This is a genomic window from Pantoea sp. GL120224-02, assembly GCF_900215395.1.
In the GTDB taxonomy this organism is placed as follows: Bacteria; Pseudomonadota; Gammaproteobacteria; order Enterobacterales; family Enterobacteriaceae; genus Pantoea; species Pantoea communis.
This window is the reverse complement of sequence record NZ_OBEC01000023.1, coordinates 1-13,992: the sequence shown is the minus strand read 5'-3', so window position 1 is coordinate 13,992 and position 13,992 is coordinate 1. Positions and strand designations below refer to the sequence as shown.

Here is a 13,992-nt window from a genome sequence, read left to right as displayed (position 1 = left end):
GTGGTGAACGAGTGGAACAGCGCGTTTGGCGGCCGCTATCCGTTTAAAAATGTCAGCAGTGAGGTGTCACTGCCGCTGCTGGCGAAATATCTGAATGCGGACAACGGTCGCATCACCCGCTTCCTGCAGTCGCGCCTGAGCGGTGTGCTGCACCGCGAAGGCACGCGCTGGATACCGGACAGCATCAACGCCCAGGGGCTGACTTTTAACCCGGCCTTTCTGCTGGCGCTTAATCAACTGAGCCGGATTTCCGATGTGGTGTTCACCAACGGTGAGGCCGGGCTGCACTTTGAGCTGCGTCCTGGCACGGCTGCAGACGTGATGCAGACTGACCTGATTATCGACAGTCAGAAGCTCACCTACATGAATCAGCAACCGGTGTGGAAACGCTTCACCTGGCCGGCTGACACTGAAGCGCCCGGCGCATCACTGAGCTGGATAAGCACGAAGGCTGGCACCCGCCAGTATGGTGATATGCCAGGGAGCTGGGGCCTGATTCGCCTGCTGGATAAGGCTCAGGTCAGCGCTAATCCGGGCATCAGCAGCAGCTGGCAGCTCACCTGGCAGGCTCCCGACGGCCGTCCGCTGAACTACATTCTGCGAACAGAAGCGGGGGAAGGGCCGCTGGCGCTGCTGAAGCTGCGCAACTTCACGCTCCCGGCCGACATATTCATTATCAGTAACGCCCCGGACGTGCCGGATGAAACTTTTGTCAGCGAGGAAGACTCATGACCCTGCAATCCCTGTTAATGCCTGCGGTGCGAATGCGGACCATCTTCGCGTGCTGGCGACGGACTCAGTCTTTCTGTGGGAGCCGTGGCTGAAGCCCATGGCGGACACTAAGACTCTTTAGCGTCAAACTCACACAAATCTTCGATCAGGCAGGAGCCGCAGCGCGGTTTACGTGCCACGCAAGTATAGCGGCCGTGCAAGATTAACCAATGGTGGCAATCGACTTTAAAGGCAGATGGCACCACTTTAATCAGTTTATCTTCGACTTCTTCGACGTTCTTGCCGGGCGCGAAGCGGGTGCGATTGCTGACGCGGAAGATATGCGTATCCACGGCAATGGTCGGCCAGCCAAAGGCGGTATTCAGCACCACATTGGCGGTCTTGCGTCCGACGCCGGGCAGGGCTTCTAATGCCGCGCGATCTTCCGGTACTTCACCACCGTGCTGCTCAATAAGAATGCGGCAGGTTTTAATAACGTTTTCCGCTTTGCTGTTAAACAGGCCGATGGTCTTGATGAACTCTTTCACACCATCAACACCCAAAGCCAAAATGGCGGCGGGGGTGTTTGCCACCGGATACATCTTCGCCGTGGCTTTATTCACGCTGACATCCGTGGCCTGCGCGGACAGCAGCACCGCAATCAGCAGTTCAAACGGCGAACTGAAGTACAGCTCCGTGGTGGGATGCGGATTGTCATCACGCAGGCGCGTGAGAATTTGCAGTCGCTTTTCCTTGTTCACACGGCCTTCCCGGTTTCACCTTGTGGCGCGGCTTCAGGTTCAGCAGCGCGCAGGGCGGCTCGTTGCTTCATTTTCTGATCGATCAGATATTTACCGGCCAGCAGCATGCCTAAGCCAATAAAAGCTCCAGGCGGCAGCATCGCCAGCAACATCGGTGAATCGAAATGGAACACTTCAATGCGCAGCGCTTTGGCCCAGGGGCCCAGCAGTTGGTCAGCACCGTTAAACAGGGTGCCGCTACCGATCAATTCACGAATCGAACCTAGCGTCACCATCGCGCAGGTCGCGCCCATGCCAATGGCAAAACCATCCAGCGCCGACAGCGGAATACTGCTCTTAGAAGCCACCGCTTCCGCACGACCCACCACAATACAGTTGGTCACGATCAGGGGAATGAAGATACCCAGTGACTGATACAGCCCGTAAGCGTAAGCATTGATCAGCATCTGCACGCAGCTCACTACCGAAGCGATGATCATGACGTAAATAGGGATACGGATTTCCGCCGGCACCCAACGACGCGAGGCGGAGATAGCGCTGTTGGTGATGGTTAACACCAGCGTGGTGGCCAGGCCAAGGCCGAGGGCGTTAGTGGCGGTTGAGGTCACGGCCAGCAGCGGGCACAAGCCCAGCAGTTGCACCAAGGCGGAGTTGTTCTTCCACAGGCCGCCAACCAGCAGGGATTTTGCTTCACTCATGGTGCATCTCCACATTCGGGCAGCGAAGAGAGCTTCGCTGGCAACGTTTCAATCAGTAATGCGGTACGTTTAGTGGCATTCACCACTGCGCGCGGGGTAATGGTCGCGCCGGTAAATTGATCAAATTCACCACCGTCTTTTTTCACCGCAAAGTTCTTGTCGTCGGCACCGTGCACCACTTTGCCGTTAAAGCTGTTGATCCAGTCGGAAATGCGCAGTTCAATCTTGTCACCCAGTCCAGGCGTTTCATGGTGTTCCACTACCCGGACACCTAATACTTTGCCGTGAAAATCGGCACCGACCAGCATCTGAATCGCACCAGAATAGCCGTCTGGCGCGGTAGTCTCAAGAGCCGCCGCGACGGGTTTATCACCTTTACGCGCCAGATAGAGATGATGCGGCTGGTTATTGCCTAATGCCGCTGCATCCGTCACCAGGAAACACTCTTGCTGAATGTGGTTGTCATACATCTCGGTGGGCACCACCTGATCGAGCAGGTTTTTTTGCTGAAGTGCCGTCTGATGTTCCACCGTCGGCTTGGTGACATAGTTCACCACCGCAGTGACGCCGGTGGTGATCACTGCAAACGCCGCCAGCGTCACGGCATTTTTACGAATAGCATCGAACATCATTAATCCTTGCGATGGCCGTAAACGCGCGGCTGGGTGTAGTAATCAATCAGCGGCACGCAAATGTTCGCCAACAGAACCGCGAAGGCCACACCGTCCGGATATCCGCCAAAGCTGCGAATCAGCCACACCAGCAAACCAATCAGTGCTCCATAAACCAGGCGACCACGGTTAGTGGTCGAGGCGGTGACCGGATCGGTGGCGATAAAGAATGCGCCGAGCATGGTCGCGCCGGAGAACAAATGAATCAGCGGCGAGTTCAGCGATTCCGGTGAAAACAACCAGCCAAGGGTGGCGCAGAAGGCCAGCGACACGAGGAAACTGACGGGTATGTGCCAGCGAATGGCATTTTTTGCCAGCAGCAGCATACCGCCCAGCAGGTAACCGAGGTTGATCCACTGCCAGCCTAATCCCGCCAGCACGCCGGTATAAATCGGCTCAGACAGTAACTGCTCAGCACTGTGCCCGGCCCGCAAGCCGGTTTTAAAGGTATCCAGCGGCGTGGCCTGGCTGATGCCATCCACCCCGAGCTGCAACTGCTGCATGGTTTCACCGGCCAGCGTGTGATTGGTGAAGATCATGCTGAGGGAATCCAGCAGGCCGGGTTTGATTGCCTGCAATGTATCCGGCGGCAACCAGCTGGTCATCTGCACCGGGAAGGAGATCAGTAAGACCACATAACCGACCATCGCTGGGTTGAAGGGGTTTTGACCCAGGCCGCCATACAGTTGTTTCGCGATAACAATGGCAAACATGGTACCAATGACCACCAGCCACCAGGGCGCCAGCGGCGGCAGACTGATGCCGAGCAGCAGCGCGGTGAGCAGGGCGGAGTTATCCGAGAGAGTCGGAACCACTGGTGTTTTGCGCAGACGCAAAATGGCGCCTTCGGTGATCCACGCAGTGGCGGTGGCGAGCAATACCTGAATCAGAAAACCCACGCCAAAGAAATACCACTGCGCGGCCATACCCGGCAGCGCAGCCAGTACCACCAGCAGCATGATGTTGCCGGTGCTGCGGCGGTTGTGGGTATAAGGGGAACTTGCGATACGAAAAGCCATTTAATCCTCAGTCGTCGAAGGCTGCTGCTGCGCTTTACGCGCTTTGGCACGGGCGACCGCGGCGGCAATGGCCGCTTTACGTGGGTCGGCGGAGTCAGGAGAGGCAGCAGCCTCCACTTCAGAAGATGATTCAGGTGCGGCTTCAACAGACGCAGAAGCTTGCTCGGCAGCCGCCGCAGCTTTCTTCGCTTTAGCGCGCGCAATGGCCGCTTCCACCGCAGCTTTGCGCGGATCGACTTCAGCGGCAGGTGCTGCATCAGAAGGCTCAGATGCGTGTGGTTCGTCAGCAGGTTCAGAAATCTGCTCAGCCGCCGCAGCCGCAGCCGCTTTCTTCGCCTTAGCTCGAGTAATGGCGGCCTCAACCGCTGCTTTACGCGGATCAACTTCAGCGGCAGGTACTGCGTCAGCAAGCTCAGACACTTGTTCACAAGAAGCCGCCGCAGCTTTCTTCGCTTTAGCGCGCGCAATGGCGGCTTCAACCGCCGCTTTACGCGGATCAACTTCTGCAGCCGGGGCTGCATCAGCAGATGCAGGCGCTTGTTCGCCAGCCGCAGCGGCTTTCTTCGCTTTGGCACGGGCAATAGCGGCTTCAACCGCGGCTTTGCGAGGATCGACCTCAGCGGCAGGAGTGACATCAGCAGGTTCAGGCGCTTGTTCACCAGCCGCCGCAGCGGCTTTCTTCGCTTTGGCGCGCGCAATGGCGGCTTCAACCGCAGCTTTACGTGGATCAGCCTCAGCGGCGGGTGCAACACCAGCAGCTTCAGACGGTTGTTCGCCAACCGCCACACCAGACTTCTTCGCCTTAGCACGTGCAATGGCCGCTTCCACCGCGGCTTTACGCGGATCGCCAGACTGGCGACTCAGCGCCTGCGTTTCAGACTGTTTTTCCGCCTGCTGAGCTAACGCCTGGGCATGGCGAGCCTCACGTTCGGCAGTTTCCTGTTCCGGTGTTTTGGCGGCACGCGCCTTAACGCGAGCAATCGCCGCGTCACGTTCACCCTGATCGCTACGTGCCACACGCTGTTTAGCTTCTTCATGACGCGCTTCACGCGCCAGTTTTTCCCGCTCTAAACGCGCCTGACGCGCTTCAAAGCGCGCTTTAGCTTCGGCGGTGCGCTTCGCTTCGAGATCGATAGCGCGCAGCTCTGCCTTCTCCTGGCGATAATATTGCACCAGCGGAATATTACTTGGGCAGACGTACGCACAGGCACCGCACTCAATGCAGTCATCGATATTGTGAGCGCGCGCCTTCTCATGATCGCCGCCCTGGCTGTACCAGAACAGCTGCTGAGGCAGCAGTTTCGCCGGGCAGGCATCCGCACAGGCACTGCAACGAATACAAGACTGTTCTTCTTCGTTATTGCCCATTTCACTGGCAGAAGGTGCCAGAATGCAGTTGGAGATTTTAACCAGCGGCACATTCAGTGACGGCAGCGTAAAACCCATTAGCGGGCCGCCCATGATCACCATCTGACGCGAACCCGGTGCGAAACCCACATGATGTAACAGATGGCTAACTGGCGTACCCAGGCGTCCCCAAACGTTACGCGGCTGCGCAATGGCTTCGCCGGTCAGGGTAACGACGCGTTCGGTAATTGGCTCGCCATCGATAATGGCGCGTTTTACCGCCCAGGCCGTACCGACGTTTTGCATCAGCACGCCAATATCGGTCGAACGACCGCCGTGCGGCACTTCAACGCCAGTAAGAATCTGGGTCAGTTGTTTAGCACCGCCAGAAGGGTATTTGGTGGGGATGACACGCAGTTGCAACTCGCGGTCACCACCCAAAGCCTGCTTCAGCGCTGCAATCGCTTCGGGTTTGTTATCTTCGATGCCAATCAGCACACGCTCAGCCTGCAATACCCAGGCGAGGATACGACAACCTTCCAGCACTTCAGCCGCGCAGTCCTGCATCAGACGATCATCGGCGGTGATGTAAGGTTCGCACTCTGCGGCATTGATAATCAGGGTTTTGACGCCGCGCAATCCGCCACGTAGCTTGGTGGCGGTCGGGAAGCCTGCCCCCCCCAAACCGGCGACGCCTGCCTCATGGATGCGTTTGACGACATCTTCACGAGTAAGCGAACGGAAGTCAGGTTGCGGATCGAGCGTGGTCCAGCGATCTTCACCATCGGCGCGCAGGAAAATGCACAGTTCGGAAAGACCCGAAGGGTGCGCGGTCATATGTGGCGCAATCGCTTCGATGGTGCCGGAGGTTGGTGCGTGCACCGGCAGCATGCGACCGCTGCCAAACGTCAGCGGCTGACCACGCAAGACGTGATCGCCCGGTGAGACGCAAATCTCGCCTTCATGGCCGATATGCTGTTTTAACGGAATGATGAATTGTTCAGGCAGCGGTAACTGGCTTAACGGCGTGCCGTTAGACTGTGTTTTCATTTCCGGCGGATGAATGCCGCCCTGAAAATCCCACAGCTTCTCTTTGCGGAATAGTTTTAACAAATTAAGCATGAGTTTCTACCGGGATCACCCGTACAGGAATGGTTTCGAGATCCCATTTCCAGTTGGCCGTGGTCGTGGCAACCGGACGCATTTCAATACAGTCGGTCGGGCAGGGAGCAACACACAAATCACAGCCGGTACAGACATCGCTCAGCACGGTATGCATGGCACGGGTAGCACCGACAATCGCATCTACCGGGCAAGCCTGAATACATTTGGTGCAGCCAATGCAGTTGGCTTCATCAATCCAGGCCACGGTGCGGATCGGTTCCTGCACTTCTTCACCGCCATCCAGCGGTTGCGGTTCAACGTTGAGCAGCGCGGCCAGCTTGAGCATGGTTTGCTCGCCACCGGGGGCGCATTTATTAATGGCTTCACCGTTATTACCCACGGCATCGGCGTACGGGCGGCAGCCGGGATAACCACATTGGCCGCACTGACTCTGCGGCAGAATACTGTCGATCTGTTCAACGATCGGATCTTCTTCCACCTCGAATCGGCGCGAGGCGTAACCGAGCAGGGCGCCAAAAACCAGGCCCAGCGCAGCAATAGCCACAATAGCAATCCAAATCGCGGTCATTAGAATTTCACCAACCCGGTAAAGCCCATAAAGGCCAGCGCCATCAAACCTGCGGTGACCAATGCAATCGAGTTGCCCTTAAACGGCGCGGGGACATTGGCTAACACCAGGCGTTCACGCATGCCAGCGAACAGCACCATCACCAGCGAGAAGCCAAGCGAAGCACTGAAGCCATAAACCGCGGCCTGCATAAAGGTGTGGTTAAGATTGACACTCAGCAGGGGAACACCCAGCACCGCACAGTTAGTGGTAATGAGCGGCAGGAAGATACCCAGCAAGCGATAGAGTGACGGACTGGTTTTGCGCACCACCATTTCGGTGAATTGCACCACCACGGCGATCACCAGGATATACGCCAGGGTTCGCAGGTACACCAGATCGAGCGGCACCAGAATCAGATGGTTCACCAGCCAGGCGCAAATCGACGCCAGGGTGATCACGAAAGTGGTGGCGAGTCCCATACCAATGGCCGTTTCCAATTTTTTTGACACGCCCATAAAGGGGCATAGGCCGAGAAACTTCACTAACACGAAGTTATTCACCAGCACGGTGCCAATAAAGAGAAGTAAGTAATCGGTCATTTTTTAACCTGGGAAGCCGAAAGGCGTCTATTATCCGGAATTGAGAGGTGCATCTCAACCTCTACACAAAATCTGTGGATGTTGAGAGCACGCAGAATTAAATTCCTGACGAAACTCGCGCCGTTATGGCTGGATAAACGTCTCTTTCACACGTTGAGAACGTTTGAAGTAGGGCACAAAGACCGCCGCCGCCAGCAGTGACAACAACAGCGTTTGAATGGCTTTGTTATCCGCCACCGGGGTGAACGCGAACGTTTTCAACGCCAACAACACCGTCATCAGCAACCACAGGATGTAATGACGCGGTAGACGGCGCGAACGTTTACAGAACATCCAGCAAACCCAGATACTGTAGACCCAAACCACGCCTGCGGTGAGCAGGGAAATCGCCCATTGCGTGAACAATTGGCTGGCATGAGTGAACAACGTGGTACGCAATTCTGTATCAAACAACGGGCTCAGATACATGGCCACCACCAGTGCACTGGTCAGCATCGTCATAATCAACCAGGCTAGCGGCAACAACAGCCAGCCAGCAATACGCGGCGGGTTTACCGATTCGGTCATCTTGCGGATCCTGTAGCGAAATTAAGAAGGCGTTGTATGTCCAAACGGGGCACGCCCGACATGGACAACGCAATAGTGCAGAAAAAGGCGGGGAAAACCCATTACATTACGTAGCGCCAGACTGATTTCGGCACGCGGCCCATATCATAAAGGCGGCCGCCGGAAACAAGTTCAGCACGACGATGATCGGCAGCGCGATACATATTGATGATGTCATTGTCATCGGTCAGCGAATAATTAAGATGGTCGTAGAGTTTTTCCAGACTATCGAGATTATTCACTTTGCGGAATTTCAGCAGGTAATCTAGCGCAGTCATGATTGCCATTTAAAAATAAAGTGCTCGGAAGTGCCCAAGTATAGGGAGCACACTGACAGAGTCCATACGCCAGCGTTAAAAAAATTCAAAAATCAGACAACGTGAGCTAATTCGCTCATCAAAAGACATTTTTTCTTCATTTTGCCGTTTTAAACGCGCATTTCCAGACGGGATTGAGACAAATTCAACCCTGACAGACGGCATAATGTGAAAAAAGCTCACACCTTCAACGCAAATGAAAGTTGTCATTTTTTATCAGGCTTAGTGCACTGACTTTCATTCATATAAGACGTTTATTAGGGCGATTTATGTCGAACAGTTAAGAAATGGCATCTACACGCTTTGAAACTGTAAATCATGTAGTGTGCGAATAATCACAAAACTGATCATTGCTTGTGCCCGCAGTCGATAACCATTCTTTACGCAGCGTCTGTAATCGCTTCCAGTAGCCACCATCCTAACCGATTCTGTTTATTACATTTATTTAACCGACACTGAAATAAATATCAGGCAAATTGTCCATATGGCTGGTATGACTTCTTATATGCATAATTTCGTAACTCCTTTAATTCATTCTATTTTGTGAGGCATGTCGCGCTTGTTTTCTCGCTTTTGCGCCAGGCTTAATCTGCGTTTTGTACCCCTACAGCACACTCCCTTCAGAGGAATGAAATTATGTGGAAACGTTTACTCTTAACCGCCATGGTCAGTTCAGCACTCAGTACGTCTGTACTTGCCGCTGATATGACGGTGGGCTTCTCACAGGTTGGTTCGGAGTCTGGCTGGCGTTCAGCAGAAACCAACGTGGCGAAAAGCGAAGCGCAAAAGCGCGGTATCACGTTGAAAATCGCCGATGGTCAGCAGAAGCAGGAAAACCAAATCAAAGCGGTGCGCTCGTTTATCGCGCAGGGCGTTGACGCCATCTTCATCGCCCCGGTAGTACAAACCGGTTGGGAACCCGTGCTGGAAGAAGCCAAAGACGCCAAAATCCCGGTGTTCCTGTTAGACCGCGCTATCGTGGTGAAAGATAAGTCGCTGTACATGGCGGTGGTGACCGCAGACAACGTGCTGGAAGGCAAGTTGATCGGTGACTGGCTGGTGAAAACGGTCGGCGATAAGAAGTGTAATGTGGTTGAGTTACAAGGCACCGTGGGTGCCAGCGTAGCCATCGACCGCAAAAAAGGCTTCGCCGAAGCCATCGCGGGCCACAACAACATCAAAGTGATCCGCTCGCAGTCCGGCGACTTTACCCGTAGTAAAGGTAAAGAGGTGATGGAGAGCTTTATCAAAGCGGAAAACAACGGCAAGAACATCTGCATGGTGTATGCGCACAACGATGATATGGCGATCGGCGCCATTCAGGCCATTAAAGAAGCGGGTCTGAAGCCAGGCAAAGATATTTTGACCGGTTCTATCGACGGCGTACCGGATATCTATAAAGCGATGCTGGCGGGTGAGGCCAATGCCAATGTCGAGCTGACGCCAAACATGGCGGGTCCGGCATTCGATGCGCTGGAGAAATTCAAAAAAGACGGCACGATGCCACCAAAAATCATCAAAACCGAATCGAAACTGTATCTGCCAGACTCCGCGCAGGCACAGCTCGACACCAAAAAAGGCATGGGTTACTGATCCCCGCAACCGCCCTTCGGGGCGGTTTTTCATGACGTAAGGCGAGGTAGAACCTGATGAGCACCGCAGATGCATCCGCACTCCTGACTCTCAAAGGTATCAGCAAAGGTTTCCCCGGCGTGAAAGCGCTGGATAATGTCTCATTCAGCATTCGCAAAGGCGAGATCATGGCGCTGCTGGGCGAAAACGGCGCCGGGAAATCCACGTTAATTAAAGTGCTGACCGGCGTGTACACCCGTGATGCAGGCACCATCACCCTGAATGGCACTGCCATTTCACCGCACAATACCGCCGATGCACAGCAAATGGGCATCGGCACGGTCTATCAGGAGGTGAACCTCCTGCCGAATATGTCGGTGGCAGACAATCTCTACATCGGCCGTGAGCCGCGCCGCTTTGGCATGATCGACCGCAAGCGTATGGTGCGCGATGCCGATGCACTGATGCGCAACTACGGTTTTGCGCTCGACGTGACGCGTCCCCTGGGCCATTACTCGGTGGCGATGCAGCAAATCATTGCGATTTGCCGCGCCGTGGATCTCTCCGCACAGGTGTTAATCCTCGATGAACCCACCGCCAGCCTCGATGCCAGCGAAGTGGAAATGCTATTCACCCTGATGGCGCAACTGAAAGCCAAAGGGATGAGCCTGATTTTTGTGACTCATTTTCTCGACCAGGTGTACCGCATCACCGATCGTATTACCGTTTTGCGCAATGGCCAGTTTATAGCCACGCGTGATACGGCATCGCTGCCGCAAATCGAATTGATCAAACTGATGCTGGGGCGCGAGTTACTGGAAACTGCCTTGCAGCGTCAGGGCAGCACGCTGAAAAGCAACCAACCGGTGGTGTCATTCAAAGACTACGGCAAGAAGGGCACCATTGAGCCTTTCGACCTGGAGGTGCGTCCGGGAGAAGTGGTGGGCTTAGCGGGATTACTGGGATCGGGGCGCACGGAAACCGCCGAAGTGCTGTTTGGTATCCGTCGTGCGGATCGGGGTACTGCCACCATCAAAGGCAAAGTGCAGCACATCCGGACACCGGCCAAAGCCTCCCATCTGGGCATGGGGTTCTGCCCGGAAGATCGTAAAACCGACGGTATTATCGGCGCTGCATCGGTGCGCGAGAATATTATTCTGGCGCTACAGGCCCAACGCGGCTGGCTGCGACCGATTAAACGGCGTGAGCAGCAGGCCATCGCCGATCGCTTTATCAAAAGCCTGGGAATTCGCACGCCACATGCCGATCAGCCGGTGGAATTACTCTCCGGCGGTAATCAGCAGAAGGTGCTGCTGTCACGCTGGCTGGTGACGAAGCCGCAATTCTTAATTCTCGACGAACCGACGCGCGGCATTGACGTCGGTGCACATGCCGAGATCATTCGTTTGATTGAAACCCTGTGCGCCGATGGACTGGCGTTACTGGTTATCTCCTCTGAACTCGAAGAGCTGGTGGGCTATGCCGACCGCGTGTTGATCATGCGTGATTTGAAGCAGGTGGCTGAAATCCCGCTGGAGCAGCTGTCGGTGGCGTCGATCGTCAATGCCATCGCCGATGGAGGAGCACAACATGCTTGAATCCCCTATGACACATCCAAAACCTGAACGGCGTAAGCCGAAGTTACCGCCAGGCATGCCGCAAATCGTCGCGCTGATTCTGGTGCTGTTGGTGGATAGCCTGGTCGCCAACAATTTTTTTGCCGTGCATATTCAGGACGGCCGCCTGTTCGGCAGCCCGATTGATATCCTCAACCGCGCTGCACCCGTCGCCTTACTGGCGGTCGGTATGACGCTGGTGATTGCCACTGGCGGGATTGATTTGTCGGTCGGCGCGGTGATGGCGATTGCGGGGGCGACGGCGGCCACCCTGACCGTTGCGGGACACAGCCTGAGTTTTATTATTCTCGCCACACTCGGCACCGGTCTGGCCTGTGGCTTGTGGAACGGCGTGCTGGTCGCCCTCCTGAAGATTCAGCCGTTTGTGGCCACGTTGATTTTGATGGTGGCCGGGCGCGGTATCGCTCAGCTGATTACCCAGGGTCAGATTGTGACCTTTAACAGCGACAGCCTCGGCTGGTTTGGCAGCGGCTCGCTGTGGATGCTGCCGGTTCCGGTGTGGATAACGCTACTGGTGGCACTGTTAGTGTGGCTGCTGACGCGCAAAACCGCGCTGGGCCTGTTTATCGAAGCGGTGGGGATTAACCTGCGCGCCGCACGTAATGCTGGTGTTAATGGCTGGTTAGTAGTGATGTCCACTTATGCCATTAGCGGCGTGTGTGCGGCAGTCGCGGGCCTGATCGTGGCAGCCGATATACGTGGCGCCGATGCTAACAACGCCGGTCTATGGCTGGAGTTGGATGCCATTCTCGCCGTGGTGATTGGCGGTGCATCGTTGATGGGCGGGCGTTTTAATCTGGTGTTGTCGCTGGTTGGCGCGCTGATTATTCAGTCGATGAACACCGGTATTTTGCTGTCTGGCTTCCCGCCGGAGCTGAATCAGGTGGTGAAAGCGGTGGTGGTGATGTGTGTGCTGTTGCTGCAATCGCCGCGCTTTATCGCCATGCTGAAAGGGAGACGTCCAAAATGATTAAACGCCATCTGCCATTGATGATTACGCTGCTGGTGTTTGTCGCCGGTTATCTGTTCTGCCTGAGTCAGTTCCCTGGCTTTGCCTCGACACGCGTGATCTGTAATATCCTGACCGATAACGCGTTTCTCGGCATTATCGCCGTGGGCATGACATTTGTGATTTTGTCAGGCGGTATCGATCTGTCAGTGGGGGCCGTTATCGCCTTTAGCGGTGTATTTTTGGCGAAAATTATCGGTGATTATCACGTCGATCCGATTCTTGCCTTCGCGATTGTGCTGGCGATGGGAGCACTGTTTGGCGCCATGATGGGCTGGCTTATCGATGCGCTGAAGATCCCGGCCTTTATTATTACCCTGGCGGGGATGTTTTTCCTGCGCGGCTGTAGCTATCTGGTGTCGGAGAATTCGATTCCCATTGATCATCCGCTCTATTCCACACTGTCTAGCCTGGCGTGGAAGATCCCCGGGGGCGGGCGCCTTAGTTTGCTGGCAGTGATTATGCTGGTGGTGGTGATTGGCGGGATCATCCTCGCGCATCGCACGCGTTTTGGTAATCAGGTGTATGCGATTGGCGGCAATCTGACATCAGCGCAGTTGATGGGCGTTTCGACGCGCGCCACCACCATCAAGATTTATATGCTTTCCACCACCCTGGCGACACTGGCGGGGATTGTGTTCTCGATCTATACCTCAGCAGGCTACGCCCTGGCAGGGTTGGGCGTGGAACTGGACGCGATTGCCTCTGTGGTTATTGGCGGCACCTTGTTGTCCGGTGGCGTGGGCACGGTGCTCGGCACGTTGTTTGGGGTGTTGATCCAGGGGCTGATTCAGACATGGATTAACTTCGATGGCACGCTGAGTTCCTGGTGGACAAAGATCGCCATCGGTATTCTGTTGTTCGCGTTTATCGCACTGCAGCGCCTGCTGACCGTGATGTGGGATCGTCAGAAGAATGCGCCGGTTAAGCGTTTAACTTCGTAGTCGTGAGTGGGATGTTCAAGAGGTGCGCAAATTGGCGCACCTTTTTTGTTTTGGGTCGCCGATTCGAGGATGTTGGAGGCTTGGTGCTCAGAATTGTGGATATTGGGGGGGATTGCAGGGGTTGGTGCTCATATTTTGAATGCAACGAACCTGCATAAAGGAGACAAAGGTGGGCAGTGGAGTAAAGCGTACGCCGCATGGATGCGGCGTCCGAGGCTACAGGGATGTATTCACGCCGACTTTACGCAACGCCCACCTTTGTTGACTGGAGTGCGCGTTTTTAGCCACAGCCCTCATCTTGGCAAGTTAGGTGGAGTTGCTGATGGTTGGTTGCGAAGCCCCCTAAAGGCCAGCCCGATCGCAAAGGAACCCCGCATCCATGCAGATCGGCCGCGCCATCCCTGGCGCGAACGCTTTGCTCTTCGG

At 55.4% G+C, this 13,992-nt stretch carries 14 protein-coding genes; 5 read left to right on the top strand and 9 right to left on the bottom strand.

Going from position 1 to position 13,992, the window contains the following annotated elements; translation table 11 throughout:
* Window positions 1-732 (top strand): type VI secretion IcmF C-terminal domain-containing protein (locus tag CRO33_RS24020; protein ID WP_303621688.1); only part of this gene is annotated, 732 nt, incomplete at its 5' end.
* Window positions 733-839: 107 nt separating this feature from the next.
* Here CRO33_RS24020 and nth read toward each other — a convergent pair.
* From nth to ydgT, 9 genes are all read right to left on the bottom strand, one after another.
* Window positions 840-1,472, bottom strand: coding sequence for an endonuclease III (gene nth, locus CRO33_RS24015; protein WP_058962383.1), 633 nt, complete (start codon window positions 1,470-1,472; stop codon window positions 840-842).
* On the bottom strand, window positions 1,469-2,170 hold the full coding sequence (locus CRO33_RS24010) for an electron transport complex subunit E (RefSeq protein ID WP_097119808.1): 702 nt from the start codon (window positions 2,168-2,170) through the stop codon (window positions 1,469-1,471). Before CRO33_RS24010 ends, nth begins: the two co-directional genes overlap by 4 nt.
* Window positions 2,167-2,799: an electron transport complex subunit RsxG gene (gene rsxG, locus CRO33_RS24005; RefSeq protein ID WP_166931562.1), complete on the bottom strand. Its 633-nt coding sequence runs from the start codon at window positions 2,797-2,799 to the stop codon at window positions 2,167-2,169. Before rsxG ends, CRO33_RS24010 begins: the two co-directional genes overlap by 4 nt.
* A gap of 2 nt (window positions 2,800-2,801) precedes the next feature.
* Window positions 2,802-3,860, bottom strand: a complete 1,059-nt coding sequence (rsxD, locus tag CRO33_RS24000) for an electron transport complex subunit RsxD (protein ID WP_097119806.1) — start codon at window positions 3,858-3,860, stop codon at window positions 2,802-2,804.
* A complete protein-coding gene (rsxC, locus tag CRO33_RS23995; RefSeq protein WP_097119805.1) occupies window positions 3,861-6,329 on the bottom strand; it encodes an electron transport complex subunit RsxC in 2,469 nt (822 codons plus the stop codon).
* Entirely contained in the window at window positions 6,322-6,900 is a 579-nt protein-coding gene (rsxB, locus tag CRO33_RS23990; protein ID WP_034827415.1) for an electron transport complex subunit RsxB, read from the bottom strand. Before rsxB ends, rsxC begins: the two co-directional genes overlap by 8 nt.
* Window positions 6,900-7,481 (bottom strand): electron transport complex subunit RsxA, encoded by a 582-nt coding sequence (gene rsxA, locus CRO33_RS23985; RefSeq protein WP_034827413.1) that lies wholly within the window; start codon window positions 7,479-7,481, stop codon window positions 6,900-6,902. Before rsxA ends, rsxB begins: the two co-directional genes overlap by 1 nt.
* A 123-nt stretch (window positions 7,482-7,604) precedes the next feature.
* Complete coding sequence (locus CRO33_RS23980; RefSeq protein WP_034827411.1) at window positions 7,605-8,048, bottom strand: DUF2569 domain-containing protein; 444 nt, start codon at window positions 8,046-8,048, stop codon at window positions 7,605-7,607.
* Between the two features lie 101 nt (window positions 8,049-8,149).
* Entirely contained in the window at window positions 8,150-8,365 is a 216-nt protein-coding gene (gene ydgT, locus CRO33_RS23975; protein ID WP_034827409.1) for a transcription modulator YdgT, read from the bottom strand.
* Window positions 8,366-9,040: 675 nt separating this feature from the next.
* Here ydgT and ytfQ point away from each other — a divergent pair.
* Genes ytfQ through yjfF form a run of 4 tightly spaced genes read left to right on the top strand, consistent with a single transcriptional unit; the run spans window position 9,041 to window position 13,566 of the window.
* The gene (gene ytfQ, locus CRO33_RS23970) at window positions 9,041-9,997 is read left to right on the top strand and encodes a galactofuranose ABC transporter, galactofuranose-binding protein YtfQ (protein WP_097119804.1); all 957 of its coding nucleotides are present in this window, start codon (window positions 9,041-9,043) and stop codon (window positions 9,995-9,997) included.
* Window positions 9,998-10,053: 56 nt separating this feature from the next.
* The gene (gene ytfR, locus CRO33_RS23965) at window positions 10,054-11,574 is read left to right on the top strand and encodes a galactofuranose ABC transporter, ATP-binding protein YtfR (RefSeq protein ID WP_097119803.1); all 1,521 of its coding nucleotides are present in this window, start codon (window positions 10,054-10,056) and stop codon (window positions 11,572-11,574) included.
* Entirely contained in the window at window positions 11,567-12,583 is a 1,017-nt protein-coding gene (gene ytfT, locus CRO33_RS23960; protein WP_058962433.1) for a galactofuranose ABC transporter, ATP-binding protein YtfT, read from the top strand. Before ytfR ends, ytfT begins: the two co-directional genes overlap by 8 nt.
* Window positions 12,580-13,566: a galactofuranose ABC transporter, permease protein YjfF gene (yjfF, locus tag CRO33_RS23955; protein ID WP_038647220.1), complete on the top strand. Its 987-nt coding sequence runs from the start codon at window positions 12,580-12,582 to the stop codon at window positions 13,564-13,566. Before ytfT ends, yjfF begins: the two co-directional genes overlap by 4 nt.
* The last annotated feature ends 426 nt before the right edge of the window (window positions 13,567-13,992 follow it).

Bases quoted from the DNA above. Each gene is read 5' to 3' on its own strand.
- CRO33_RS23980 (WP_034827411.1), bottom strand. From the start codon at position 8,048: ATGACCGAATCGGTAAACCCGCCGCGTATTGCTGGCTGGCTGTTGTTG.
- rsxC (WP_097119805.1), bottom strand. From the start codon at position 6,329: ATGCTTAATTTGTTAAAACTATTCCGCAAAGAGAAGCTGTGGGATTTT.
- rsxG (WP_166931562.1), bottom strand. From the start codon at position 2,799: ATGTTCGATGCTATTCGTAAAAATGCCGTGACGCTGGCGGCGTTTGCA.
- ydgT (WP_034827409.1), bottom strand. From the start codon at position 8,365: ATGACTGCGCTAGATTACCTGCTGAAATTCCGCAAAGTGAATAATCTC.
- rsxD (WP_097119806.1), bottom strand. From the start codon at position 3,860: ATGGCTTTTCGTATCGCAAGTTCCCCTTATACCCACAACCGCCGCAGC.
- CRO33_RS24010 (WP_097119808.1), bottom strand. From the start codon at position 2,170: ATGAGTGAAGCAAAATCCCTGCTGGTTGGCGGCCTGTGGAAGAACAAC.
- rsxB (WP_034827415.1), bottom strand. From the start codon at position 6,900: ATGACCGCGATTTGGATTGCTATTGTGGCTATTGCTGCGCTGGGCCTG.
- ytfR (WP_097119803.1), top strand. From the start codon at position 10,054: ATGAGCACCGCAGATGCATCCGCACTCCTGACTCTCAAAGGTATCAGC.
- yjfF (WP_038647220.1), top strand. From the start codon at position 12,580: ATGATTAAACGCCATCTGCCATTGATGATTACGCTGCTGGTGTTTGTC.
- rsxA (WP_034827413.1), bottom strand. From the start codon at position 7,481: ATGACCGATTACTTACTTCTCTTTATTGGCACCGTGCTGGTGAATAAC.
- ytfQ (WP_097119804.1), top strand. From the start codon at position 9,041: ATGTGGAAACGTTTACTCTTAACCGCCATGGTCAGTTCAGCACTCAGT.
- ytfT (WP_058962433.1), top strand. From the start codon at position 11,567: ATGCTTGAATCCCCTATGACACATCCAAAACCTGAACGGCGTAAGCCG.